This window comes from Ruegeria sp. N8 (genome assembly GCF_056531325.1).
The window spans coordinates 493,135-515,849 of record NZ_JBQFLQ010000001.1 but is presented as its reverse complement, the minus strand read 5'-3'; the positions used below and the strand labels follow the sequence as shown (position 1 = coordinate 515,849).

Here is a 22,715-nt window from a genome sequence, read left to right as displayed (position 1 = left end):
GACAAGAGAATGTTTGATTTGACAGGTAAGAACGCACTGATCACCGGTGCCTCGGGCGGGATCGGTGGTGAGATCGCGCGCTCTCTGCACGCTGCCGGTGCTACGGTGGCGCTGTCCGGCACACGGATTGAACCGCTTGAGGCGCTGGCCGCTGAGTTGGGCGACCGTGCCCACGTGCTGCCCTGTAACCTGAGCGACCCTGAGGCTGTGGCCGCACTGCCCAAGCAGGCGGCGGATGCGATGGGGTCAGTCGATATTCTGGTTAACAACGCGGGTATCACCCGCGACAACCTGTTCATGCGTATGTCGGATGACGAATGGCAGAGCGTAATCGACGTCAACATGACCTCGACCGCGAAACTTTGCAAAGGCGTGCTGCGCGGCATGATGAAGGCGCGTTGGGGTCGGATCATCAACATCTCGTCCGTGGTGGGCGCGACGGGCAACCCCGGTCAGGCGAATTATGCGGCGTCCAAAGCGGGGATGGTCGGGATGACCAAGTCGCTGGCATACGAGGTTGCAAGTCGCGGAATCACGGCCAATGCGGTGGCTCCGGGCTTTATCACTACGGCGATGACCGACAAGCTGACCGACGATCAGAAGGCGGGCATTCTGGGTCAGGTCCCGGCCGGACGTATGGGGGATGCATCGGAAATTGCTGCGGCAGTTCTGTACCTTGCCAGCCCCGAGGCCGGATATGTGACCGGAACCACCTTGCATGTAAACGGCGGTATGGCCATGTTGTGACCACCTGTCGGGGCAGGCGCGAAAGCGTTTGCCTTGGGCGTTGTCTGTGCTATAGGCGGCGCATCAATTCGGGGGTCGGCCATAGGGTCGGCCTTCTAGTTTCCCGGCAATCGGGAACCCAAACCGCCCAGACGGGCACATCAAGGCCAGCCTGAGCGGGCAAGGGCAGAACCGGGCACTATGCCCTGAAATGGAATGAGGAATAGACATGAGCGACGTCGCAGATCGCGTTAAGAAGATCGTTGTTGAGCACCTGGGTGTTGAAGAAGACAAAGTAGCGGAAAACGCTTCCTTCATCGACGATCTGGGCGCAGACAGCCTGGACACCGTTGAGCTGGTTATGGCCTTCGAAGAAGAGTTCGGCATCGAGATCCCTGATGACGCAGCCGAGACCATCCAGACCTTTGGCGACGCCGTCAAATTCATATCTGAAGCGTCCTAAGACCTTCGAAATCTTATGAAAGCGGCGCTTCCGGGCAACGGAGGCGCCGTTTTTTGTTGCCTGACGCGTATTCAGGCTTGTCAGATGTCCATTTCGCTCGCACGCTTTCAGCTGAGGCAAAAATTTCAGAGCGGGCAGGGCATGATACGATCCACCCCGATGATAAACACGGCACGCTTGACGCTTTGCGCCATGCGGCCTGAGGATTTCAACCGGTTCGCCGAGATCTGGCGTAACCCGTGTGTCGTGCGGCATATTGGCGGCAAACCGCGATCGCGTGGCGAAGCGTGGGATTCGTTTTTGCGCAATGCCGGGCATTGGCAGATGGCCGGGTTTGGTCAGTGGGCGGTGATTCAGCAATCGAATCGGCAGATGATCGGGCAGGCCGGCTTTTTCTATGGCAACCGTGCGTTGGGCGAGGATTTCGACAGTTTTCCCGAGGCAGGTTGGGTTCTGGCCCCCGAGGCGCAGGGACAGGGCATGGGGCTTGAGGCCGCTCAGGCCGCGCATGAATGGTTTGACCGCATCATGCCGGGGCCATTGGTTGCAATGATAAATTCCGAAAATGAGACTTCGCAAAGATTGGCGGAAAAACTGGGGTACCAGCCTCTGCGCGACTGCGATTATCAAGGAACGTCGGTCAAATTGCTGCGCCGGACAGGTCCACCGACACGTCACTGATCCCCGTGCTGCGATGCCGCAAAATGCCCGTGGTTTGCCGAAACTGGTTGCCGCAAGGGTAATTTCTTCGGCTATGATACTGGGGTATAGCACAAGGATTGAGCGGAGGATCAGGCTCATGAGGATTTACCCCACGATGGAATTGCAGAACGGCCGGTGTGTCACACTGGACAAGGGCCGCCTGGACGAAGCTATGATCTGGCATGTGAACCCTGCCGAAACAGCCCGTAGCTGGGCTGCCGCAGGGGCGGAATGGATGCACCTGACGGACTTCGACGCCATCGAAGGGCGTGATACTAATGCGGAACTGGTCGAAGAGATCATCCGTTCGGCCGAGATCCCGGTGCAGTTGGCAGGCGGCATGCGCACCCGTGAGCAGGTCGAACATTGGATCGACAAGGGCGCGGGTCGGATCGTCATCGGTACATTGGCCGCCTGGGACCCTAATCTGGTTAAAGAGCTGGCAAAGCTGTATCCGGACCAGATCGTTCTGGCGGTCGATGTCTGGCAAGGTCACGTGATGACCGAAGGTTGGCGCAGTCAAAGCGCATTTACCGCCGAAGCTTATATCGAAGCTTTCGCCGATACTCCGTTTGCCGCAATTCTGGTGACAGATATCGACAGCGACATGGAAGATGTCGAGGCGCAGTTGGGTCTGATCTCCGGGGTTGCCGAGAAATCGCGCACGCCTGTCATCGCCAGCGGTGTTGTACGCACGGCCGACGATATCTCGCGCCTGGCCTATATCCCAAACATTTCGGGAGCGATTGTAGGGCGGGCGTTGTTCCGCAAGACGCTGGAGCTGTCGGAGGCACTGGCTGTGGCCTCGACCGCACATGAGCCGGTGGCCGAATTCCAGTAAAATCGGTTCCATCATGAATTTGCCGCCCTCTCAAACGACCTGAGGGGGCGGTTTTTGTTTTTCGGTGTCTGTGCGACGCACATGATGATAACTGGTTCTGGGCTGAATGCGCCCTTGCTCTTGCCCCCAGCCCCTACGCCGGGGTATGAGCGTTTCTTAAACACGAAGCAGGCAAGAGGCATTTCATGCGCAGAGTCGTTGTAACCGGTCTGGGATTGGTCACTCCGTTGGCCAGCGGGGTCGAGGAAACCTGGTCGCGGCTGTTGGACGGAGAATCCGGTGCGGGCCCGATCACTCAGTTTGATGCCGAAGGCAGTGGGGTCACGACGACCTATGCCTGCGAGGTTCCACGCGGTGATGGCACGAACGGAACGTTCAACCCCGACGATTGGATGTCGCCGAAAGAACAGCGCAAGATTGAGGACTTTATCCTGTACTCGATTGCGGCTGCCGATATGGCCTGCGAAGACGCTGGCTGGATGCCCGAAGATGAAGAAGCGCGCTTGAGCACGGGTGTTCTGATAGGCTCGGGTATTGGTGGGCTTGGGTCTATCGCGGATACCGCCAATCTGATCCGTGACAAGGGACCCCGCCGTGTGTCGCCCTTCTTTATTCCTGGCGCGCTGATCAATCTGGCCTCGGGTCAGGTGTCGATCCGTCGCGGGTTCAAAGGGCCGAACCATTCGGTCGTGACTGCTTGTTCGACCGGTGCCCATGCAATTGGCGATGCAAGCCGTATCATTCGTGCAGGCGATGCGGAAGTAATGGTTGCGGGCGGCGGCGAAGGCTGCATCTGTGAGATCGGAATTGCCGGGTTCAACGCGTGCAAGGCATTGTCGACCAAATATGCCGATGATCCCAAGAAAGCCAGCCGCCCTTATGACATCGACCGCGACGGCTTCGTCATGGGCGAAGGTGCGGGCATTGTCGTGCTGGAAGAATATGAACACGCCAAGGCGCGGGGGGCGAAGATTTACGCCGAGGTGCTGGGCTATGGCATGTCCGGTGACGCCTATCACATCACGGCTCCATCCGAGGATGGTGACGGGGCCGAGCGCTCGATGAAAGCCGCGCTACGCAGCGCCGGGCTGGAGCCGAAAGATCTGGACTATATCAACGCGCATGGCACCTCGACCATGGCGGATACGATCGAACTCGGCGCGGTCGAACGCCTGCTGGGCGATCACGCGGCGAATGCGACCATGACCTCGACCAAATCGGCGACCGGCCACCTGCTGGGCGCGGCGGGCGCGATCGAGGCGATCTTCTCGATCCTGGCAATCCGCGATCAGGTTGCACCGCCTACGATCAACCTGGACAACCCGGCTGTCGAGACGCCGATTGACCTCGCCCCCAACGCCAAGCGCGAGCGTGAGATCAACGTGGCCCTGTCGAACTCTTTTGGGTTCGGTGGTACCAATGCCAGCGTGATCTTCGGAAAGGTCAGTTAAATGTGGCGGGCCCTTGCATCGAACATGCTGACCGTTTTGGTGGTTGGCTTGTTCCTGATGGGTGGTCTGATCTTGTGGGGGCAATCCCGTTACAAAAACGCGGGCCCGCTTGAAACTGCGATCTGCCTTCAGGTCCAGCGCGGTTCGAACATGGGTGCGGTCAGCCAACAGCTGCAAGAGCAAGGCGCCATCACCAGCGCCGTGCTGTTTCGGATGGCGGCAGACTATACCGACAAGGCCCCCCAGCTTAAGGCTGGCAGCTTTCTGGTGCGCGAAGGCGCGTCGATGGAACAGATCATAGATGAGATCACCAGCAGCGGTGCCAGCACCTGCGGGTCGGAGATCGAATATCGCATCGGCGTCACCCGTATTCAGACCCGCGTGCGCGAGCTGAACCCGGCGACGCTGGATTTTGATGAGATTGCGACTTTTGATGTGACCTCGGACGAGGTGCCTGCCGCCTATGTCGAGAAACGCGAAGATGCGGATACGCGCTATCGTGTTTCGGTGGCCGAGGGTGTGACCTCGTGGCAGGTGGTCGAAGGGCTGAAGCAGATCGACGCGTTGACGGGCGAGGTGGCTGAGATACCCGCCGAGGGGATGTTGGCGCCTGACAGCTACGACATCGCGCGCGGAGCCGACCGGACGGCCGTACTGAGGGGGATGCAGGACAAGCAACAACTTCGGATCAACGCGATCTGGGAAAGCCGTCAGGATGATCTGCCGATCTCGAACCCCGAAGAGATGTTGATCCTGGCTTCGATCATCGAAAAGGAAACCGGCGTCCCGCATGAGCGTGGGCGAGTGGCCAGCGTCTTCGTGAACCGGTTGGAGCGGGGTATGAAACTGCAAACGGACCCGACGGTTATCTATGGCGTGACCGAGGGCAAGGGCACGCTGGGGCGTGGCTTGCGCCGCAGTGAACTGCGGCGCGCAACACCTTGGAATACCTATGTTATTGACGGTCTGCCACCGACCCCGATTGCCAATCCGGGGCTGGCCAGTCTTGAGGCCGCCGTAGCACCGGAGGAGACAAACTTTGTGTTCTTCGTCGCGGATGGAACAGGTGGGCACGCTTTTGCCGAAACGCTGGACGAGCACAATCGAAACGTCGCCAAGTGGCGCGAGATTGAGGCCGAGAGAAACAGTTCGGGCAACTAAGAAAAAAGGGCCGCGTCGAAATCGCGTCCCTTTCTTTTTTACGCAGCGGGGCGTCTGCGCGGACGCCGCCGTTTAGACGCCGAAGGCTTGGAAGATGTGTTGCCCCCCTGTGGCCTACGCGCCCGAAAACCGCCCTGTTTGCGCGGCTTTTTGGGCTCGGCGAATTCGGGCATGGTGCCGCTGGCGACCGGAATGTCGATCTTCATCAGCTTCTGGATTTGCTTCAGTTGGTCCAGTTCATCCGGGGCGCAGAAGGCGATGCCTTCACCCTCGCGTCCTGCGCGGGCAGTGCGACCGATGCGGTGGACGTAATTATCGGGCACCTCGGGCAGGTCATAGTTGATCACATAGGCTACGCCGGGGATGTCGATGCCACGCGCAGCAACGTCTGTCGCGACGAGGATGTTGATCTCGCCAGCGCGGAACGCCTTGATGGCGCGATCCCGCTGACCTTGGCTTTTGTTGCCGTGGATCGAGGCCGCGTTGAAGCCATCCCGAACGAGGTCCTTCATCAACCGCTCAGCCCCGTGTTTCGTGCGGGCGAAGACTAGCGTCAGAGCGTCCATGTCGGCCGAGAGGATTTCACGCAACTTGCGGGGCTTGTCCGCGCGGGACAGGAAGTGCACGGACTGAGTGATCTTGTCCGCCGCCTTGCCAGGAGGCGACACCTGTATGCGCTGCGGGTTGGTGAGGTAGGACTGGCTTAGCTCCTCCATCTGCTTGGGCATAGTGGCCGAGAACAGCATCGTCTGGCGCGGCGTGCCCAAAGCGGGCGCGATTTTGCGGAGCGCGTGGATAAAGCCCATGTCCAGCATTTGATCAGCCTCGTCCAGCACCAGATGGCGCACAGAACCAAGATCGACGGCTCCGCGCTCCATCAGGTCGATCAAACGACCCGGGGTGGCGACCAGAATATCGGTACCGCGCGATAGGAACGAAATCTGCTTACCGATGGATTGGCCACCGACAACGGTGGCGACGCGTAGTTTTGTCTTTTGCGTGAGGGTACGCAGGCTGTCCGCGATTTGGTTCACCAGTTCGCGCGTCGGGGCAAGGATCAGCGCCTTGACTGTCTTGGGTGCAGGTTTGGCCGGTTGCGCCAGAAGATGATCAATCAGCGGCAGACCAAAGGCCAGCGTTTTACCAGTGCCGGTCTGGGCCAGCCCAAGAATGTCATGTCCATTCAGCGCCATTGGGATGGCCTGGTTTTGGATCGGTGTGGGTTGAGTAAAGTTTGCCCGTTTCAGGGCGTCATTCAAAGCCGGGGCAAGGCCCAGCATGTCGAAGTCGAACATGTAATAATCCTTTGATATCCGCAACTTTGTGCACGGATGCGTGTGACCGCACAAAAGCGCGGCAGGCAGGGTTTAGCGAGACCTCGGGACGCACAGGCGTATCCTGCGCCATCCGGCCATCGCATCAAGAACCCTGCGTGAAGGGGAACCAGGAGAGATATGGTGCGCCGTGGGGGCAAAGGCCCGGCTGCTCACGCGGCGGCGCTGATGGACGGCACATGAGCGTTGGCGCGGGCATTGTCAAGTATTTGTCTGATGGGCTGGCGGTCGGAGTTCCAAATTCTGCTGGCGTTCTCAATCAGTTTGAGCCATCGCTTTCCGGGTGGCGGTTCAGCGCGTCGTAACATTGCGAGGCGAAGTTTGGGGTTGGGAATGACGGGAAGTGCACAGCAGGGCCATAGCCTCAAGCTCGCCAGTGGTGCTCTGGTTCTTGGCGGTATGATGTGGGGACTGTACTGGATCCCTGTCCGCTACTTCGTGGATCAGGGGCTGGAAGGGGCCTGGCCGGGGATCGTGATGTATTCAGCAGCGCTGCTTGGCCTTTTCCCGCTTTTATGGCGCGACCGGCACGATCTTGCGCGGCGCTGGCAGGATTTGATGTACAGCGGCGTGTTCACCGGCGCTGCCTTTGGTCTATTCACGATCAGCCTGGTCTATACGGACGTCGTTCGAGCCATCCTGCTGTTCTACCTGACGCCTGTTTGGGGCACGATCTTAGGTCGGGTTTTTCTTGGCGAGCATCTAACTGGAACCCGCGTTTTGGGGTTGTTATGTGGCCTTTGCGGCATGGCGATCGTCCTTGGCAGCGGCCGCGGCATCCCTTGGCCCAGCAATGTCGGAGATTGGGCGGCGCTGGTTTCCGGCATGGCTTGGGCGGTGGGCACGCTGGGTTTGTATCGCTCCTCGGGCATTTCGGTTCCGGGGCAGGTTTTTGCGTTTATTACTGGGGCTCTGCTGCTGTCTCTGATCAGCCTGGTGTTCAGCGCAGGCGGGGTGCAAGAGCAAAGCGCGGTTGTTGTCGGTGTGCTGCCCATTGCGATGCTGTCGGTGCTGTACACTCTGCCGATGATCTTTCTGACGATCTGGCCCGCGACCTTACTGACACCGGCTCGGGTGGGGTTGTTATTGATGAGCGAGGTTGTGGTCGGCCTAGTTTCGGCGGCTGTTTTTTCGGGCGAGCCCTTTGGGCTGCGCGAGGCAACTGGGGCGGTACTGATTGTGAGTGCCGCCGTGCTGGAGATCGCTCGGGGTTGAGCGAGTTTACCGCTGGATAGACAGATCAAACGCCAACAGTCTTAACAGGCAGTGCGGTTCCTGTTGCATGGGTGTTGCGCAACATATTGACTTTGCGTGCTTTTTGTCGTATTGATTGTGTCATGCTAGAAGAAATGAGCAACGGCCGCGGGGCAACCCGGCGGTCGTTTTTTCGTTTCTCTCGTGCGGAGAAAACTCACGCATGAGGTCACAGGCACACATGACTTTAATTACCCCGGAAGAGCGGATGTCCCAGACGGCGGAACTGTTGCAGTCGCTGGAAACATCTATTCGCGGTTTGCGCCAAGCAGCAGAAGAACTGCGCAGGCAAATCGGAACCGGGGAGGATGCAGATCTTGCCGGAACGGCAAAACAACTGGGTCAGTTAGAGGGGCTGATCCGAAGTTGTCAGAAAGTGGAGACAAGCTTTGTCGAACAACATTACAGACAAGCCGGAATTGCCCAAGGGGGATACGCGCTCGACCTTGAGCGCGCTCGATTTGAAATCGGGTGCAGGCTGGCTCGCCTCCGCCGATGCTGCGGTGAGGGACAGATTTCTGAGTGAGATCGGGGAGGGGGGGCTGTGTGCCCTCCCTTTCCTGTTTGAATTTTGGGCGCTGCCGCATCAACTACCGCCCGAGGGCGACTGGCGGTCCTGGGTGATCATGGGCGGGCGCGGGGCTGGCAAGACGCGGGCGGGGTCAGAATGGGTGCGGTCGATGGTCGAAGGGTCCAAGCCGCTGGACAAGGGCGAGGCCAGCCGGGTGGCGCTGGTTGGGGAGACCTTTGATCAGGTGCGCGATGTGATGATCTTTGGCGATAGCGGCATATTGCAATGCTCGTCCCCGGATCGTCGGCCGGTGTGGAAAGCGTCGGAGCGCAAGCTGATCTGGCCAAACGGGGCCGAGGCGCAGGCGTTTTCGGCGCATGATCCTGAGGGGCTGCGGGGCCCGCAGTTCGATGCGGCCTGGGTGGACGAGTTGGCCAAGTGGAAAAAGGCGGGCGAGACCTGGGATATGCTGCAATTTGCATTGCGGTTGGGCGATCAGCCTCGGGTCTGTGTAACCACGACGCCGCGCAATGTGAAGGTCTTGAAGGATCTGCTGGCGTCGCCCTCCACCGTGCAAACCCATGCGCCGACCGAGGCGAACCGGGCCAATCTGGCGGACTCGTTTTTGGCCGAAGTGCGCGCGCGCTACGCGGGCACGCGGCTTGGGCGGCAGGAATTGGATGGAGTGCTGTTGTCAGATGCCGAGGGCGCGCTGTGGACCGGCTCGATGCTGGATACGGCGCGGGTGGAGGTTGTGCCCGAACTGGACCGTGTCGTGGTGGCTCTGGACCCGGCAGTAACGGCGGGGTCCAGTGCGGATGCCTGCGGGATCGTGGTTGTGGGGGCTCAGCTACAGGGGCCGCCCGAGGAATGGCGGACCTACGTGCTGGCTGATCGCACAGTACAGGGCGTTGGCCCGGCGGGCTGGGCGCGCGCAGCAATTGACGCGATGGACGAATTCGGGGCCGAGCGGCTGGTGGCCGAGGTCAATCAGGGCGGGCAACTGGTGGAAGAGGTCGTGCGGCAGCTGGACCCTCTGGTCCCTTTCCGTGCGGTGCGGGCGTCGCGCGGCAAGGTTGCGCGAGCCGAGCCTGTGGCGGCTCTGTATGAACAAGGACGGGTAAGCCATGTGGCTGGGCTGGACGCGCTGGAGGAGCAGATGTGCCAGATGACCGCGCGAGGGTTCGAGGGGCAGGGCTCGCCCGACCGCGTGGATGCGCTGGTCTGGGCTCTGCATGAGTTGGTTGTGGGGCCTGCGGGGGTTTATAGGCGGCCGAGGGTGCGGAGTTTGTGAGCGTTTCTAAGGGTGTCGGAACGCGATCTTTTTATCTGCTGCGGAATAGGAGAGCCATACGGCCGCCGGAGCGTTCTCTTCGGTCAGTACGACGTTCTTTTTCAGCACCTTACCAAGCCCTATGATGAATTCGGAGATTTCGTTCAGGCCTTGCTGTGAGACAATGTGTTTGGGGTCATCATCTAGTTCCAATTCAGACTCGGTAAAGAAATGGCAATGGATTGTAGTACATCCGGTCTCAATTTTCATAAGTACCAATTGTTCTCTGTTTGAGTCGAATATGGATGATATATGTTTGGGCAGTTTCCGTTGTTCACCATCGCAATAGAAAGATGAGTCGAGCTTCGCAGCGAAATCAGTAAATTTCTGCCAATCTGCTTCGGTTGTACCGAGCACATATATGTCCCGCAGTGTACCGTCTGCGGCAAAAGCAACGCTGCATTCCGCCCAATCCAGATGACATTTCATAGTTTCAAGTCTGATTCATAGTAAGAGATTTGCTTTGTACTCAAACCAGCGTCCTAACCAAATTGCAGTTTGTATTAGGAAGATGAATATCCCAATGAATGGTTGTGATCTTGGGGGCTCTTTATCAACTTGCCGCTAAAATTCTTGTTTTTTGTTAGGTCTAATATGCCCGTTGCCCAACCCCCGTACGCTCCATTCCCAAGCCCTAAACTTCTTTCCGTCATAACTCCTTTCAACAAGCCGGGCAGAGCGGCGGCAGAAAGGAGCACAGATGGTATTCGATTTCTTGCGTCGTGGATCGGCGGGCGAAGCGCCCGATGCGAAGGCCAGCGCGGCGGGCCCCGTGGTGGCGTGGCAGACGGGCGGGCGCGTGGCGTGGAGCCCTCGGGACGCGGTGTCGCTGACGCGGACGGGGTTTTCGGGCAACCCGGTGGGGTTTCGCTCGGTCAAGCTGATTGCCGAGGCGGCGGCGGCGTTGCCTTTGGTGTTGCAGGATCAGGCGCAGCGGTTTGATACTCATCCCATCCTGTCGTTGATGCGTCGTCCAAATGCGGCGCAGGGGCGGGCGGAGTTGATGGAGGCTTTGTTCGGGCAGTTGCTGTTGTCGGGCAATGCCTATGTCGAGGCGGTTCAGGCCGAAGAAGGCTTGCCGGTTGAGCTACACGTCCTGCGATCCGACCGGATGAGCGTGGTGCCGGGCGCAGATGGCTGGCCCAAGGCTTATGATTATACAGCGGGTGGCAAGACGCACCGGTTTCCGGCGGATGCGATCTGTCACATCAAGTCCTTCCACCCTCAGGACGACCACTATGGGTTCTCGCCCATGCAGGCGGCGGCGATGGCGATTGACGTGCATAACAGTGCGTCGCGGTGGTCGAAATCGTTGCTGGATAACGCGGCGCGGCCTTCGGGGGCGCTGGTTTGGAAGGGTGATGGCCATGGGGTGATGGCCGAGGATCAGTTCCGTCGTCTCTCGGATGAGATCGAACAGAACTATCGCGGGGCGCGCAATGCAGGTCGTCCGATGGTTCTGGAAGGGGGGCTGGATTGGAAGCCGATGGGCTTTTCGCCGTCCGATATGGAGTTTCAAAAGACCAAGGAAGCCGCCGCCCGCGAGATCGCGCTGGCCTTCGGTGTCCCGCCGATGTTGCTGGGGATACAAGGGGACGCGACCTATTCGAACTATCAAGAGGCCAATCGGGCGTTTTACCGCCTGACCGTGCTGCCTCTGGTGACGCGGGTGGCGGCGGCGGTGTCGGAGTGGCTGGTGGGGTACACCGGCGAGGATCTGGTGCTGAAGCCCGATCTGGATCAGGTGCCTGCGCTGTCGGCGGAACGCGATGCGCAATGGGCGCGGGTCAATGGCGCCGACTTCCTGTCCGACGCTGAAAAGCGCGCCTTGCTGGGGCTGCCGGAGCGCGCGGATGGCTGAGGGGTATCCCCCGTTCGATTGCGCGCCGGGCCTGCGTCTGGCCGCGCATGAGAGGGTGGCCGAGATCCAGCACGACCACTTGTGCCGCAGGCTGGATCAGATCGAAGAAATGATGGAACGGCTGGAGAAACGGTTGTGGCTGACGGTCTATGGCGTCGCGGCAGTGATCCTGGCGCAGGTGTTTCAGTCATTCCTTGCGGCGACGCCGTGAAATCAGAGGCTTACGAGGAGGTGTTCATGGATTTGGAACACAAATTCGCGCGGTTCGGAGACGGGCTTTCGGTAACGGACGATGCTGTGATCGAGGGCTATGCCAGCCTGTTTGGTCAGGTAGATCAGGGCAGCGACGTGGTGCAACGCGGGGCGTATCGAGCCTCGCTTGACGGTCTGGCGAAAGCGGGGCAGCGGGTCAAGATGCTGTGGCAGCACGATCCGGCGCAACCCATCGGCGTCTGGGAAGAGGTGCGCGAGGATGACCGGGGCCTTTGGGTCAAAGGGCGTCTGCTGGAGGCAACGCAAAAGGGCCGTGAGGCAGCCGAACTGATCCGCGCGGGTGCGATGGATGGTCTGTCGATTGGCTATCGCACCAAGCGGGCCGTGAAGAATGACAAGGGCCAGCGGGTCCTGACCGAACTGGAGCTGTGGGAAGTGTCCTTGGTGACGTTCCCGATGCTGCCCAGTGCGCGGGTGGCAGCGAAGGGCGTTGAGCCTGACGTTGAAAACACCTGGCGCAGTATTGCCGAGGTGTTCAACACCGCCCGGCAGGAGCTGGCGCGGACCTAGCGCGCCTCAACCCCCACCCAAGAAATGGAAGTGCTGATGAGCAAGACCGAAACCCCGGCCTTGACCGGAGAGGGTGCGCCCCTGGTTCAGGAGGTGAAGCAGGCGATGACTGGCTTCGTGAATGAATTCAAGGGCCTCAAGGCTGAAGTGAAAACCCAACTGCAACAGACAGAAGAGCGACTGACCATGCTGGATCGTAAATCAACCATCGCGGCGCGTCCGCACCTTGCGGCCTCGATCGAGGACGGCGCACCGCACCAGAAGGCCTTTGACGCCTATGTGCGTTCGGGCGAGGATGACGGCCTGCGCGGGCTTGATATGGAATCGAAATCCCTGTCCAGCGCCGTGAACAGCGATGGTGGCTATCTGGTTGATCCGCAGACCGCTGAAATAATCAAGTCGGTGCTGAAATCCACCGCCTCGATCCGCTCGATCGCGTCTGTGGTGAATGTCGAGGCGAACTCGTTCGATGTGCTGATCGACCATACCGATGTAGGCGCGGGCTGGGCCGATGAGAACACCGCTGCGAGTGAGACCGCGACCCCGTCGATTGACCGTATCTCGATCTCGCTGCACGAGCTGAGCGCGCTGCCCAAAGCCTCGCAGCGTTTGCTGGATGACAGCGCCTTTGACGTCGAAGGCTGGCTGGCAGGCCGCATTGCAGACAAGTTCGCCCGCGCCGAAGCCTCGGCCTTTATCAACGGTGATGGGGCAGACAAGCCCAAAGGTATCCTGAGCCACACCAAGGTCGACAATGACGTTTGGGACTGGGGCAACATTGGCTACGTGCCCACCGGCATCGACGGCGGTGTTGATGCGGATGCGATTGTCGATGTGGTCTATGCGCTGGGCGCGCAGTACCGCGTGAACGGCACATTCGTGATGAACTCGAAAACCGCGGGTCTGATCCGCAAGCTGAAGGACAGCGATGGCCGCTTCCTGTGGTCGGACGGTCTGGCGGCGGGTGAGCCTGCGCGCCTGATGGGTTATCCGGTGCTGATCGCCGAGGACATGCCGGAAGCGGGCACCGACAGTTTCTCGATCGCGTTTGGTGATTTTCAGGCGGGTTACACCATTGCCGAGCGTCCCGACCTGCGCGTGTTGCGCGACCCGTTCAGCGCCAAACCGCATGTCCTGTTCTACGCGACCAAGCGCGTCGGCGGCGACGTGAGCGACTTTGCCGCGATCAAGCTGGTGAAATTCGGCACCGCCTAAAGCGGGCTGAATCCTCGGGGGGCCATTGGCCCCCCGGGGCGGCGGGTGCGTGCCAGGGTGAGATCCCTTGCGTTGTCTAGCTGCTCCCCTCCGTCCGAGCAACGTGGGGCGGCGCGTGCCCGTCAATTCCTGAAGTTACGGCCCCGGTGGGGTCCGAGATTGCGGAGTGAATGGATGATGTTGATCGAAGAAACCGCCATCGCGGATGCGGCGCTGCCGGTGGACCAGTTCAAGGCTCATCTGCGGCTGGGAACGGGTTTCACCGAAGACAGTGTGCAAGATGAAGTGTTGAAAAGCTTTCTGCGGGCGGCGATTGCAGCGATTGAAGCGCGCACTGGAAAGGTGCTGATCTCGCGCGGGTTTTCATGGGATCTGAACAGCTGGCGCGATACGGTGGTTGAGGTGTTGCCGGTGGCCCCGGTCACGGCGATCAGCGCGGTGACTGTGACCGACGCAACCGGCACCGACACGGTGGTGGACAGTGGCCGGTATCGTCTGGCCCAAGAAAGCCAACGCCCGCGTCTGCGTCCTGCCGGAGCAAGCCTGCCGACCATTCCCACGGGTGGGTCGGTCAAGATTGCATTTACCGCCGGGATGGCTGCGGATTGGGGGGCTCTGCCCGCTGATCTGGGGCAGGCGGTGCTGCTGCTGGCGGCGCATTACTATGAATACCGCGATGAGACGGCGCTGGGCGCGGGCTGTATGCCCTTTGGCGTCACCAGCCTGATCCAACGCTACCGGATTGTGCGCTTTGGTGCCGGGGTGGCGCAATGAAGACGCCCCGGTTGAACAGAAAACTGGTGCTTGAAGCGCCGGTACGCAGTGCCGACGGGGCGGGTGGCTATACCGAGACATGGGCTGCCCTGGGCACGGTCTGGGCCGAGGTCACCGCGCGAAGTGGGTCCGAGCGGTCTGTTGCGGGCGTTCCGATCTCGCGCGTTGGCTATCGCATCGTAGTGCGCGGCGCGCCTCAGGGATCGTCGATGCGACCAAGCCCTGATCAGCGGTTCTCTGAGGGCTCGCGCCGGTTCGTAATCCGCGCCGTGGCCGAGCGCGACCCACGCGGCCAGTACCTGACCTGTTTTGCAGATGAAGAGGTGGCAGCATGAGTTATGGCGTTTCGGCCGCATTGCAGGCGGCGGTGTTTCAAAAGCTGTCCGGTGACGCTCAGGTCAGTACGCTGTCAGGCGGCGCGATCTATGACGCGGTTCCGGCGGGTGCGGTGCCCCAAACCTATGTGACGTTGGGCCCGGAAGAGGTGCGCGATGCCTCAGACCGGTCGGGCACGGGGGCCGTGCATCGGTTCACTGTGTCGGTGGTGTCCGAGGCCGCAGGCTTTGGAACGGCCAAGACGTTGGCGGGCGCGGTGTGCGACGCGCTGGAAGGCGCAGCACTCAGCTTGGATCGGGGCCGCCTTGTGGGGCTGTGGTTCGAACGCGCCAGCGCCCGGCGCACGGGAACGGGCGGCGCGATCCGCCAGATCGACCTGAGATTCCGCGCCCGCGTGGAAGACGACTAAGCAATCAACGGAGAGAGCATATGGCTGCCCAGAACGGAAAAGACCTGTTGGTCAAAGTGGATATGAACGGCTCGGGCCTGTTCGAGACCATCGCGGGCCTGCGCGCCACGCGGGTCAGTTTCAACGCGGAAAGTGTGGATGTCACCAGCCTTGAAAGCCAGGGCGGATGGCGCGAGCTGCTGTCGGGGGCTGGGGTCAAATCGGCCTCGATCTCGGGCTCGGGTGTGTTCAAGGACGAAGGTACCGATGAACGTGCGCGTCAGTTGTTCTTTGACGGTGAGACGCCAGATTTCCAGGTGATCATCCCCGATTTCGGCATTGTCGAAGGCGCGTTTCAGGTGACTGGCATCGAGTATGCGGGCTCGCATAACGGCGAGGCCACCTATGAGATGAGCCTGGCCAGCGCCGGGGCTCTGACCTTTACGGCGCTGTAAGCCGATGGCCAATCCGTGGACGGGTGAGGTGGCATTGACCATCGACGGCGAGCCGCGGGTGCTCAAGCTGACGCTGGGTGCTTTGGCGGAACTGGAACAGGAAATCGGCACCGGGACGTTGGTGGAACTGGTACAGCGGTTCGAAGGCGGAGCCTATTCCAGCGGCGATGTATTGGCGCTGATCGTGGCGGGGCTGCGGGGTGGTGGGGCGGATGTGACCCGCGCCGACATGCTGCGCGCCGAGATCGAAGGCGGCCCCATGAAAGGGGCCCGCGCGGCGGCTGAGTTGTTGGCCCGCGCCTTCATGGTGCCGGATTGTTGAGCGGGTTCGACTGGTCCACCCTGATGCGGGCCGGGATGACCGGCTTGCGTCTGACGCCGGACCAGTTCTGGCGTCTGACCCCGGCTGAGCTGCGACTGATGCTGGGGCAGGGCGCAGGGATGCCTGCGATGAACCGCAAGGGGCTGGACGCTTTGCTGGCGGCCTACCCGGACAAGAAACAAGGAGAGCGTGATGACGACGGATCGTGATGGGCTGGACGACCTTCAGGAGCGGGGTGAGGCGTTGGGCGACGCGCTAGGCGATGCCGCTTCCATGGCGGCAGCATTTGATAGCCAGATGAAGCGGATCAGCGCAGCCTTCGAGGAAACTGGCAAGGACGTCGCAACGCTGGAGCGCGGCATGTCTGGCGGGTTGCGGAGGGCCTTTGATGGCGTGCTGCTGGATGGGATGAACCTGTCGGACGCGCTGGGTGTCCTGAAGAACTCAATGATTCAGGCAGCTTACGCGGCGGCGATCAAACCGGTAACGGATCATTTCGGTGGCCTGCTGGCAAACGGGGTCGGCAGTTTTGTGCAAGGTATTCTGCCGTTTGCCGATGGCGGCAGTTTTAGCCAGGGCCGGGTAATGCCCTTTGCCAATGGCGGGGTGATAACCGGCCCGACGACTTTCCCTATGCGCGGCGCGACCGGCCTGATGGGGGAGGCTGGCCCTGAGGCGATTATGCCTCTGGCGCGCGGACCAGATGGCAAACTGGGCGTTCGCACATCGGGCGGAGGTGGAGCGGTGAATGTGGTGATGAACATCACCACACCTGACGTGCAGGGCTTTCGACGCAGTCAAAGCCAGATCGCCGCACAGATGAGCCGCGCCTTGGGTCGCGGCAATCGCAATAGGTAAACCACGGAGCAGGTCATGAATTTCCACGAGGTGAGATTTCCCGCCAGCCTGAGTTTCGGCTCGGTCGGCGGACCGGAGCGGCGAACGGACATCGTGACGCTGGCCAATGGTTTCGAAGAACGCAACACCCCTTGGGCTCATTCGCGCAGGCGGTATGACGCTGGGTTCGGGATGCGGTCTCTGGATGATATCGAGACTTTGATCTCGTTTTTCGAGGCTCGGCAGGGCCAAATGTTCGGGTTCCGCTGGAAGGACTGGTCCGACTACAAATCCGGTGCAGCAACCGCTGACGTGGACAAAGGCGATCAGGTCATCGCGCGCGGAGACGGCGTGAAGACCGACTTTCAGCTTGTTAAAACCTACAGTTCGGGCGGATTCCAGTATGTGCGCCCCATCACCAAGCCGGTTCTGGGTACGGTGCGGTTGGGCCTGGAACAGGATGAAATGCGCGAAGGGGTGGATTTCGAGGTCGATCTGCTGCGCGGGCAAGTGATGTTCGCCGACCCGCCGCCCGAGAATGTCGAGATCACTGCGGGGTTCGAGTTTGACGTGCCCGTGCGTTTTGACACCGACAAGATTCAAACCAGCGTTGCCAGCTTTCAGGCCGGTGACGTTCCCAATGTTCCGGTTGTCGAGGTGCGTATCTGATGAGCGGGGATCGGGAAAGCTTGCAAGCGCATCTGCAAACCGGGCTGACGACGACGTGCCGATGCTGGGCAATCAGGCGACCGGATGGGCAGGTCTATGGGTTTACGGATCATGATCTGGAATTGCAGTTCGAGGGGCTGACCTTCAAGGCCAGCACCGGCTTGACCGCCGCTGCGGTTGAACAAGCTACGGGCCTGTCCATCGATAATTCCGAGGCGATGGGCGCGTTGTCCGATGCAGCGGTTCGGGAACAGGATATTGAGGCGGGTCGTTTTGATGGGGCCGAAGTCAAAGCCTGGTTGGTGAACTGGGCGCAGCCAGAACAGCGTATCCTGCAATTTCGCGGCTCGATCGGCGAGATACGTCGTGCGGGTGGGGCGTTTCATGCTGAACTACGGGGCCTGACGGATCTGTTGAACCGGCCTCTGGGGCGGATCTATCAAAAACCCTGTACGGCGGTTCTGGGCGACCGAAGTTGTCGGTTCGACGTTGAAGCACCGGGGTTTCAGGTCGAAGCCCAGATTGCTCGTTTGACCGATGGTAGTGTGCTTGAGGTGACGGGTGCCGAAGCCGTGCCGGCTGCATGGTTCGAACGGGGCCGCGTGGATATTCTGTCAGGGCAGGCAGAGGGCCTATGGGCGTCGGTCAAGCAGGATGAGCCGATCTCGGGTGGTCGTCGCATCACGTTGTGGTCCGGGATAAGCGGTGGTCTGGCCGCTGGAGACCACGTTCGCCTGACCGCAGGTTGCGATAAGCGCATGGAGACCTGTCGATTAAAATTTAGCAATCTCATAAACTTCCAAGGATTTCCTGATCTTCCGAGCGAGGATTGGGTGATGGCCGTACCCAAGAAAAGCAATCCGAACGCAGGGGGAAGCAGACGATGACCGAAGAAAGGCAGGATATCGTGACCGAGGCGCGAAGCTGGCTGGGCACGCCCTATGTTCATCAGGCCTCGACCAAGGGGGCGGGCGCGGATTGTCTGGGTCTACTGCGCGGCGTCTGGCGCGCGGTCATGGGGGTCGAGCCGGAGGCGGTGCCTTCCTACTCTATGGATTGGTCTGAACCGCAGGGTGAGGAACGGATGTGGGATGCGGCCCGCCGCCACCTGATCGCAAAGCCAGTTAAGGAGGCGGCAGTCGGAGATGTTTTGCTGTTTCGGATGCGTGACGGACGCGTGGCTAAGCATGTCGGACTTGTCAGCCAGATCAAACCATTACCGCAGTTTATTCATGCGTATTCCGGCCATGGGGTTGTCGAGAATACCCTGAGCGATCCCTGGTGCCGCCGCGTGGTCGCCTGTTTCTGTTTTCCGCGGAAGGATATGTAAATGGCGACGATTGTACTTTCTGCGGCCGGTGCCGCGATTGGCGGCGCGATTGGGGGCACGGTCGCGGGGTTGTCTACGGCGGTCATAGGGCGCGCCATCGGGGCGTCGCTGGGTCGTGTAATCGACCAGCGACTGATGAGCCAATCGGTCATGGGCAGCGGCAGCGAGGTGGTTGAAACCGGACGGCTGGACCGGTTCCGACTGACAGAGACGGGTGAAGGTGCCTCGGTCGCTACCTTATTCGGGCGGATGCGGGTTGGTGGGCAGGTCATCTGGGCCTCGGACTTTCTGGAAACGCTCAGCACCAGCACAACCACGCAGTCGGGCGGCGGCGGCAAAGGAAGCCCGAAAGCACCCGAGGTCACGACCACCACTCACAGCTACAGTTATTCGATCTCGTTGGCGATTGCAGTCGGGGCGGGACAGATCGCCGATGTGTCCCGGGTCTGGGCCGACGGCGAGGAACTGGAACGTGCAGGCCTGAACATGCGGGTCTACCCAGGCGATGAGGCGCAATTGCCTGATCCCTTGATCGAAGCGATTGAGGGGGCCGGTAGTGTTCCGGCCTACCGGGGGACAGCCTATGTAGTGATCGAAGATTTGCAGCTGGCGGCCTTCGGCAACAGGGTGCCGCAATTCTCGTTCGAGGTGGTGCGTCCGGATCAGCCCGACCTGCCAGAGACACCGAATGCACTGTCCAGTATCGTGCGGGGCGTGGCCCTGATGCCGGGCACCGGCGAATACGCGCTGGCGAGCACTCAGGTGAATTACACCAAGGGACGGGGGCAAAGCTGGGCGGCCAATGTGAACTCGGCGTCTGGCGTGCCGGATTTTGTAACCTCGACCCGCGCGTTGGAAGCCGAACTGCCGTCATGCCACGCGGCCTCTTTGATCGTGTCGTGGTTCGGGAATGACCTGCGTTGCGGCGAATGTCAGTTGCAGCCCAAGGTTTTGCACAAGGAATATGAGGGCGAGAATATGCCCTGGACGGTTGCCGGCGTGTCTCGTGCCGAGGCGCAGCTTGTACAGCATGAAAATGACCGACCGGTCTATGGGGCGACCCCGGCCGATGCGTCGGTCGTGCAGGCCATCCAGCACCTGAAGCAATCGGGCAAACGAGTGATGTTCTACCCGTTCATTCTGATGGACCAACTCAGCGGCAATAACCTGCCAAACCCCTGGTCGGGCGGAACCGGTCAGCCCCATTTTCCGTGGCGCGGACGGATCACGCTTAGCACCGCACCGGGACGCGCGGGCTCGCCGGATGGCACCGCTCAGGCCGATGCGCAGGTCAATGCATTCTTCGGTCAGGCGCGGGCGTCGGATTTTGCCATCGCCGATGGTGCAGTGACCTATACCGGCCCGCAGGACTGGGGGATGTTCCGCTTTATTCTGCACTATGCCGCGCTATGTAAGGCCGCAGGTGGGGTCGAGTCCTTCTGCATCGCGTCCGAGATGCGTGGTCTGACGCAGATCCGAGGGGCTTCGGGTTTTTCGGCCGTTACTCAGATGCGCACCCTCGCGGCCGAAGTGCGCGCAATTCTGGGGCCTGACACCAAGATCGGATATGCAGCGGATTGGAGCGAATACTTCGGTTATCAGCCTGCGGATGGCAGCGGGGATCGGTACTTTCACCTCGACCCACTGTGGGCGGATGACAATATCGACTTCGTCGGCATCGACAACTACATGCCACTGTCGGATTGGCGGGACGGCGAGGATCATGCCGACCTGAAGGCCGGCGCGAATGCGATCTACGATCTGGACTACCTGCGCAGCAATATCGAAGGCGGCGAGGGGTATGACTGGTTCTATGCCTCACCCGAAGAGGCCGAGGCGCAAATCCGCGCGCCCATTGAAGACGCGCAACACAACGAGCCGTGGATCTGGCGCTACAAGGACCTGCGCAGTTGGTGGTCCAACCCGCATCACGAACGCATCGGCGGTGTGCGACAGGCGAACCAAACAGCATGGGTTCCGGGGTCGAAACCGATCTGGTTCACAGAGCTTGGCTGTGCGGCCATCGACAAGGGCACGAACCAGCCGAACAAATTTCTGGACCCAAAGTCCTCGGAATCCAGCTTGCCAGCCTATTCCAACGGGTTGCGGGATGATTTCATGCAGTTTCAATATCTGCGCGCGGTGCTGGGGTACTGGTCCGACCCGACCCTGAACCCCGTATCAGATGTCTATGACGCACCGATGATTGACATGTCCAACGCCTATGTCTGGGCCTGGGACGCACGGCCCTATCCCACCTTTCCCAATCTGCGCAGCCAGTGGAGCGACGGTGAAAACTATGCCCGTGGTCATTGGCTGAACGGACGCTCTGGCGCGCGTAGTCTGGCGTCCGTGGTGACGGAAATCTGCCACGGAGCCGGAGTGACCGATATCGACACCACGCAGCTTTATGGTGTTGTCCGCGGCTATGTGATCGAGCAGGTCTCGGACGCGCGGGCGGCTTTGCAGCCTTTGATGCTGCGCTATGGGTTCGATTCCATTGAACGCGACGGCGTTTTGATCTTTCGGATGCGGGCGGCGCAGACGCCGCAGGTGCTTGACACCGAGCAACTGGCCATCAGCCCGGATGTCGAAAACATTATCGAACACCGGCGCGAAGCCGAAGCCGAGATGACGGGGCGCGTGCGGTTGCGTTTCGTGCAATCGGATGCCGATCACGACATCGTCTCGGAGGAGGCCGTTCTACCAGACGATCAGACACATTCCGTCTCGGTCAACGAGATGCCCCTGTCGATGACCCGCACCGAGGGGCGCCAAACGGTCGAGCGCTGGCTCAGCGAGGCGCGGGTGTCGCGTGAAACTGTCCGCTTTGCCCTGCCACCATCGATGCTGAATATCGGCGCGGGCGATGTGATCAGCCTGTCAGGGGACGAACAGGGCGCGCGGTATCGCATCGACCGCCTGGAACAGGCCGAATTGCAATTGGCCGACGCGGTCCGGGTTGAGCCGGGCGTCTACAGCGCCTCGGACTTGCCCGAGGATCCCGTTCCCGAACGGCCCTTTGTCGCGCCGGTTCCGGTTCTGCCCGTATTTCTGGACCTGCCGCTGATCACGGGGGCCGAGGTGCCTCATGCGCCCTACATCGCAGTGTCGGCCGATCCGTGGCCCGGTGGGGCGGCGGTCTATTCCTCTGGCAGTGATGAGGATTACAGCTTGCAGGATGTGATCTCGCGGCAGGCGGTGATCGGCTTCACGCAAACACCTCTGCGGCGTGCAAGTGCCGGTGTATGGGATAATGGCGCGCCTTTGCGTGTCGAGTTGATCGCAGGGCTTTTGGAGTCCCGACCGCGAGACGCCCTGCTGAATGGGGCCAATCTGGCAGCAATCGGCGACGGATCGCCCGACAACTGGGAGGTGTTTCAGTTCGTCCAAGCAACGTTGGAAAGCCCCGGCACTTACGCTTTGTCTGGCCGCCTGCGTGGTCAGTTGGGCAGCGACGCCGCAATACCGGATGTTTGGCCAGAAGGTTCGACCTTTGTCTTGCTGGATCAACGGATCGCGCAGACCAACCTTCTGAGGTCCGAACGTCGTGTCGCCAAGCATTATCGCATGGGCCCGGCAGCGCGAGGGTACGATGATCCGTCCTATGTGCATCAGGTTCTGGTTTTCAACGGCAATGGCTTGCGGCCCTATGCTCCGGTTCATCTGCGCGCGCATCGCGCTGCGTCCGAGGACCAGATCAGCTGGATTCGCCGCACCCGTCTGGATGGCGACGACTGGGAGGGGTTGGACGTACCACTGGCGGAAGAAGCTGAAACCTATCTGGTACAGGTTCGCTCCAGCGGGTCCTTGATCCGAGAAGAGATCACTGCAGAACCGCGTTGGGTCTATAGCGCCGCGATGAAGCTAAGCGATGGTGTCTCAGCGGGGTACGACGTACAGGTCGCGCAGGTTTCCGCCAGCTTTGGCCCCGGCCTGTTTGCGCGACTGTCGGTCGGGCAGGGCTGA

At 60.7% G+C, this 22,715-nt stretch carries 25 protein-coding genes; 23 read left to right on the top strand and 2 right to left on the bottom strand.

Annotated features, from left to right (window positions below; translation table 11 throughout):
• Positions 1 to 9: 9 nt before the first annotated feature.
• The 6 genes from fabG (at position 10) to mltG (ending at position 5,344) form a co-directional block, all read left to right on the top strand.
• Entirely contained in the window at positions 10 to 747 is a 738-nt protein-coding gene (fabG, locus tag ACR0C5_RS02600; protein WP_170782629.1) for a 3-oxoacyl-[acyl-carrier-protein] reductase, read from the top strand.
• 208 nt (positions 748 to 955) lie between these two features.
• Positions 956 to 1,189 (top strand): acyl carrier protein, encoded by a 234-nt coding sequence (locus ACR0C5_RS02595; RefSeq protein ID WP_008756330.1) that lies wholly within the window; start codon positions 956 to 958, stop codon positions 1,187 to 1,189.
• Between the two features lie 141 nt (positions 1,190 to 1,330).
• Positions 1,331 to 1,870: a GNAT family N-acetyltransferase gene (locus tag ACR0C5_RS02590; protein ID WP_170782628.1), complete on the top strand. Its 540-nt coding sequence runs from the start codon at positions 1,331 to 1,333 to the stop codon at positions 1,868 to 1,870.
• 118 nt (positions 1,871 to 1,988) lie between these two features.
• Positions 1,989 to 2,732 (top strand): 1-(5-phosphoribosyl)-5-[(5-phosphoribosylamino)methylideneamino]imidazole-4-carboxamide isomerase, encoded by a 744-nt coding sequence (locus ACR0C5_RS02585; protein ID WP_480874341.1) that lies wholly within the window; start codon positions 1,989 to 1,991, stop codon positions 2,730 to 2,732.
• 185 nt (positions 2,733 to 2,917) lie between these two features.
• A complete protein-coding gene (gene fabF / locus ACR0C5_RS02580) occupies positions 2,918 to 4,183 on the top strand; it encodes a beta-ketoacyl-ACP synthase II (RefSeq protein WP_480874338.1) in 1,266 nt (421 codons plus the stop codon).
• Positions 4,184 to 5,344 (top strand): endolytic transglycosylase MltG, encoded by a 1,161-nt coding sequence (mltG, locus tag ACR0C5_RS02575; RefSeq protein ID WP_480874334.1) that lies wholly within the window; start codon positions 4,184 to 4,186, stop codon positions 5,342 to 5,344.
• Between the two features lie 38 nt (positions 5,345 to 5,382).
• On the opposite strand, the gene ACR0C5_RS02570 is transcribed toward mltG, so the two are convergent.
• Positions 5,383 to 6,639, bottom strand: a complete 1,257-nt coding sequence (locus ACR0C5_RS02570) for a DEAD/DEAH box helicase (RefSeq protein ID WP_480874332.1) — start codon at positions 6,637 to 6,639, stop codon at positions 5,383 to 5,385.
• Positions 6,640 to 7,011: 372 nt separating this feature from the next.
• Here ACR0C5_RS02570 and ACR0C5_RS02565 point away from each other — a divergent pair, with 372 nt between their 5' ends.
• Entirely contained in the window at positions 7,012 to 7,893 is an 882-nt protein-coding gene (locus tag ACR0C5_RS02565) for a DMT family transporter (RefSeq protein WP_480874329.1), read from the top strand.
• 500 nt (positions 7,894 to 8,393) lie between these two features.
• Positions 8,394 to 9,737, top strand: coding sequence for a DNA-packaging protein (locus ACR0C5_RS02560; protein WP_480874735.1), 1,344 nt, complete (start codon positions 8,394 to 8,396; stop codon positions 9,735 to 9,737).
• Between the two features lie 6 nt (positions 9,738 to 9,743).
• Here the strand turns inward: ACR0C5_RS02560 and ACR0C5_RS02555 are convergent, their stop codons facing one another.
• Positions 9,744 to 10,205, bottom strand: coding sequence for a hypothetical protein (locus ACR0C5_RS02555; RefSeq protein ID WP_170770506.1), 462 nt, complete (start codon positions 10,203 to 10,205; stop codon positions 9,744 to 9,746).
• A 271-nt stretch (positions 10,206 to 10,476) separates the two neighbouring features.
• On the opposite strand from ACR0C5_RS02555, the gene ACR0C5_RS02550 reads away from it, so the two are divergent.
• The 15 genes from ACR0C5_RS02550 to ACR0C5_RS02480 all read left to right on the top strand — a co-directional run bounded on the left by ACR0C5_RS02550 (position 10,477) and on the right by ACR0C5_RS02480 (position 22,715).
• Positions 10,477 to 11,637 carry a phage portal protein gene (locus ACR0C5_RS02550; RefSeq protein WP_170770508.1) on the top strand — a complete coding sequence of 387 codons (1,161 nt, stop codon included), beginning with the start codon at positions 10,477 to 10,479 and terminating at the stop codon, positions 11,635 to 11,637.
• A complete protein-coding gene (locus ACR0C5_RS02545) occupies positions 11,630 to 11,848 on the top strand; it encodes a GTA head formation protein, RCAP_rcc01685 family (RefSeq protein WP_170770510.1) in 219 nt (72 codons plus the stop codon). Before ACR0C5_RS02550 ends, ACR0C5_RS02545 begins: the two co-directional genes overlap by 8 nt.
• 26 nt (positions 11,849 to 11,874) lie before the next feature.
• Entirely contained in the window at positions 11,875 to 12,420 is a 546-nt protein-coding gene (locus tag ACR0C5_RS02540; RefSeq protein WP_170770512.1) for an HK97 family phage prohead protease, read from the top strand.
• 36 nt (positions 12,421 to 12,456) lie between these two features.
• Positions 12,457 to 13,635 (top strand): phage major capsid protein, encoded by a 1,179-nt coding sequence (locus tag ACR0C5_RS02535; protein WP_480874324.1) that lies wholly within the window; start codon positions 12,457 to 12,459, stop codon positions 13,633 to 13,635.
• 174 nt (positions 13,636 to 13,809) lie between these two features.
• The gene (locus ACR0C5_RS02530) at positions 13,810 to 14,409 is read left to right on the top strand and encodes a head-tail connector protein (RefSeq protein ID WP_480874321.1); all 600 of its coding nucleotides are present in this window, start codon (positions 13,810 to 13,812) and stop codon (positions 14,407 to 14,409) included.
• Positions 14,406 to 14,744, top strand: coding sequence for a phage head closure protein (locus tag ACR0C5_RS02525; protein ID WP_170782621.1), 339 nt, complete (start codon positions 14,406 to 14,408; stop codon positions 14,742 to 14,744). Before ACR0C5_RS02530 ends, ACR0C5_RS02525 begins: the two co-directional genes overlap by 4 nt.
• A complete protein-coding gene (locus tag ACR0C5_RS02520) occupies positions 14,741 to 15,154 on the top strand; it encodes a DUF3168 domain-containing protein (RefSeq protein WP_170782620.1) in 414 nt (137 codons plus the stop codon). The genes ACR0C5_RS02525 and ACR0C5_RS02520 overlap by 4 nt, the downstream gene beginning before the upstream one ends.
• A gap of 20 nt (positions 15,155 to 15,174) precedes the next feature.
• Positions 15,175 to 15,588, top strand: coding sequence for a phage major tail protein, TP901-1 family (locus ACR0C5_RS02515; RefSeq protein ID WP_170788812.1), 414 nt, complete (start codon positions 15,175 to 15,177; stop codon positions 15,586 to 15,588).
• A 4-nt stretch (positions 15,589 to 15,592) separates the two neighbouring features.
• Complete coding sequence (locus tag ACR0C5_RS02510) at positions 15,593 to 15,910, top strand: gene transfer agent family protein (protein ID WP_480874316.1); 318 nt, start codon at positions 15,593 to 15,595, stop codon at positions 15,908 to 15,910.
• Positions 15,907 to 16,119, top strand: coding sequence for a rcc01693 family protein (locus ACR0C5_RS02505; protein ID WP_480548362.1), 213 nt, complete (start codon positions 15,907 to 15,909; stop codon positions 16,117 to 16,119). The genes ACR0C5_RS02510 and ACR0C5_RS02505 overlap by 4 nt, the downstream gene beginning before the upstream one ends.
• A complete protein-coding gene (locus ACR0C5_RS02500; RefSeq protein ID WP_170770528.1) occupies positions 16,103 to 16,768 on the top strand; it encodes a phage tail tape measure protein in 666 nt (221 codons plus the stop codon). The genes ACR0C5_RS02505 and ACR0C5_RS02500 overlap by 17 nt, the downstream gene beginning before the upstream one ends.
• 15 nt (positions 16,769 to 16,783) lie before the next feature.
• Positions 16,784 to 17,416: a DUF2460 domain-containing protein gene (locus ACR0C5_RS02495; RefSeq protein WP_170770530.1), complete on the top strand. Its 633-nt coding sequence runs from the start codon at positions 16,784 to 16,786 to the stop codon at positions 17,414 to 17,416.
• Positions 17,416 to 18,303 (top strand): DUF2163 domain-containing protein, encoded by an 888-nt coding sequence (locus ACR0C5_RS02490; RefSeq protein WP_480874313.1) that lies wholly within the window; start codon positions 17,416 to 17,418, stop codon positions 18,301 to 18,303. The genes ACR0C5_RS02495 and ACR0C5_RS02490 overlap by 1 nt, the downstream gene beginning before the upstream one ends.
• Entirely contained in the window at positions 18,300 to 18,746 is a 447-nt protein-coding gene (locus ACR0C5_RS02485) for an NlpC/P60 family protein (protein ID WP_480874310.1), read from the top strand. The genes ACR0C5_RS02490 and ACR0C5_RS02485 overlap by 4 nt, the downstream gene beginning before the upstream one ends.
• On the top strand, positions 18,747 to 22,715 hold the full coding sequence (locus tag ACR0C5_RS02480) for a baseplate multidomain protein megatron (protein WP_480874307.1): 3,969 nt from the start codon (positions 18,747 to 18,749) through the stop codon (positions 22,713 to 22,715).

Bases quoted from the DNA above. Each gene is read 5' to 3' on its own strand.
- fabG (WP_170782629.1), top strand. From the start codon at position 10: ATGTTTGATTTGACAGGTAAGAACGCACTGATCACCGGTGCCTCGGGC.
- ACR0C5_RS02595 (WP_008756330.1), top strand. From the start codon at position 956: ATGAGCGACGTCGCAGATCGCGTTAAGAAGATCGTTGTTGAGCACCTG.
- ACR0C5_RS02590 (WP_170782628.1), top strand. From the start codon at position 1,331: ATGATACGATCCACCCCGATGATAAACACGGCACGCTTGACGCTTTGC.
- ACR0C5_RS02585 (WP_480874341.1), top strand. From the start codon at position 1,989: ATGAGGATTTACCCCACGATGGAATTGCAGAACGGCCGGTGTGTCACA.
- fabF (WP_480874338.1), top strand. From the start codon at position 2,918: ATGCGCAGAGTCGTTGTAACCGGTCTGGGATTGGTCACTCCGTTGGCC.
- mltG (WP_480874334.1), top strand. From the start codon at position 4,184: ATGTGGCGGGCCCTTGCATCGAACATGCTGACCGTTTTGGTGGTTGGC.
- ACR0C5_RS02570 (WP_480874332.1), bottom strand. From the start codon at position 6,639: ATGTTCGACTTCGACATGCTGGGCCTTGCCCCGGCTTTGAATGACGCC.
- ACR0C5_RS02565 (WP_480874329.1), top strand. From the start codon at position 7,012: ATGACGGGAAGTGCACAGCAGGGCCATAGCCTCAAGCTCGCCAGTGGT.
- ACR0C5_RS02555 (WP_170770506.1), bottom strand. From the start codon at position 10,205: ATGAAATGTCATCTGGATTGGGCGGAATGCAGCGTTGCTTTTGCCGCA.
- ACR0C5_RS02550 (WP_170770508.1), top strand. From the start codon at position 10,477: ATGGTATTCGATTTCTTGCGTCGTGGATCGGCGGGCGAAGCGCCCGAT.
- ACR0C5_RS02545 (WP_170770510.1), top strand. From the start codon at position 11,630: ATGGCTGAGGGGTATCCCCCGTTCGATTGCGCGCCGGGCCTGCGTCTG.
- ACR0C5_RS02540 (WP_170770512.1), top strand. From the start codon at position 11,875: ATGGATTTGGAACACAAATTCGCGCGGTTCGGAGACGGGCTTTCGGTA.
- ACR0C5_RS02535 (WP_480874324.1), top strand. From the start codon at position 12,457: ATGAGCAAGACCGAAACCCCGGCCTTGACCGGAGAGGGTGCGCCCCTG.
- ACR0C5_RS02530 (WP_480874321.1), top strand. From the start codon at position 13,810: ATGATGTTGATCGAAGAAACCGCCATCGCGGATGCGGCGCTGCCGGTG.
- ACR0C5_RS02525 (WP_170782621.1), top strand. From the start codon at position 14,406: ATGAAGACGCCCCGGTTGAACAGAAAACTGGTGCTTGAAGCGCCGGTA.
- ACR0C5_RS02520 (WP_170782620.1), top strand. From the start codon at position 14,741: ATGAGTTATGGCGTTTCGGCCGCATTGCAGGCGGCGGTGTTTCAAAAG.
- ACR0C5_RS02515 (WP_170788812.1), top strand. From the start codon at position 15,175: ATGGCTGCCCAGAACGGAAAAGACCTGTTGGTCAAAGTGGATATGAAC.
- ACR0C5_RS02510 (WP_480874316.1), top strand. From the start codon at position 15,593: ATGGCCAATCCGTGGACGGGTGAGGTGGCATTGACCATCGACGGCGAG.
- ACR0C5_RS02500 (WP_170770528.1), top strand. From the start codon at position 16,103: ATGACGACGGATCGTGATGGGCTGGACGACCTTCAGGAGCGGGGTGAG.
- ACR0C5_RS02495 (WP_170770530.1), top strand. From the start codon at position 16,784: ATGAATTTCCACGAGGTGAGATTTCCCGCCAGCCTGAGTTTCGGCTCG.
- ACR0C5_RS02490 (WP_480874313.1), top strand. From the start codon at position 17,416: ATGAGCGGGGATCGGGAAAGCTTGCAAGCGCATCTGCAAACCGGGCTG.
- ACR0C5_RS02485 (WP_480874310.1), top strand. From the start codon at position 18,300: ATGACCGAAGAAAGGCAGGATATCGTGACCGAGGCGCGAAGCTGGCTG.
- ACR0C5_RS02480 (WP_480874307.1), top strand. From the start codon at position 18,747: ATGGCGACGATTGTACTTTCTGCGGCCGGTGCCGCGATTGGCGGCGCG.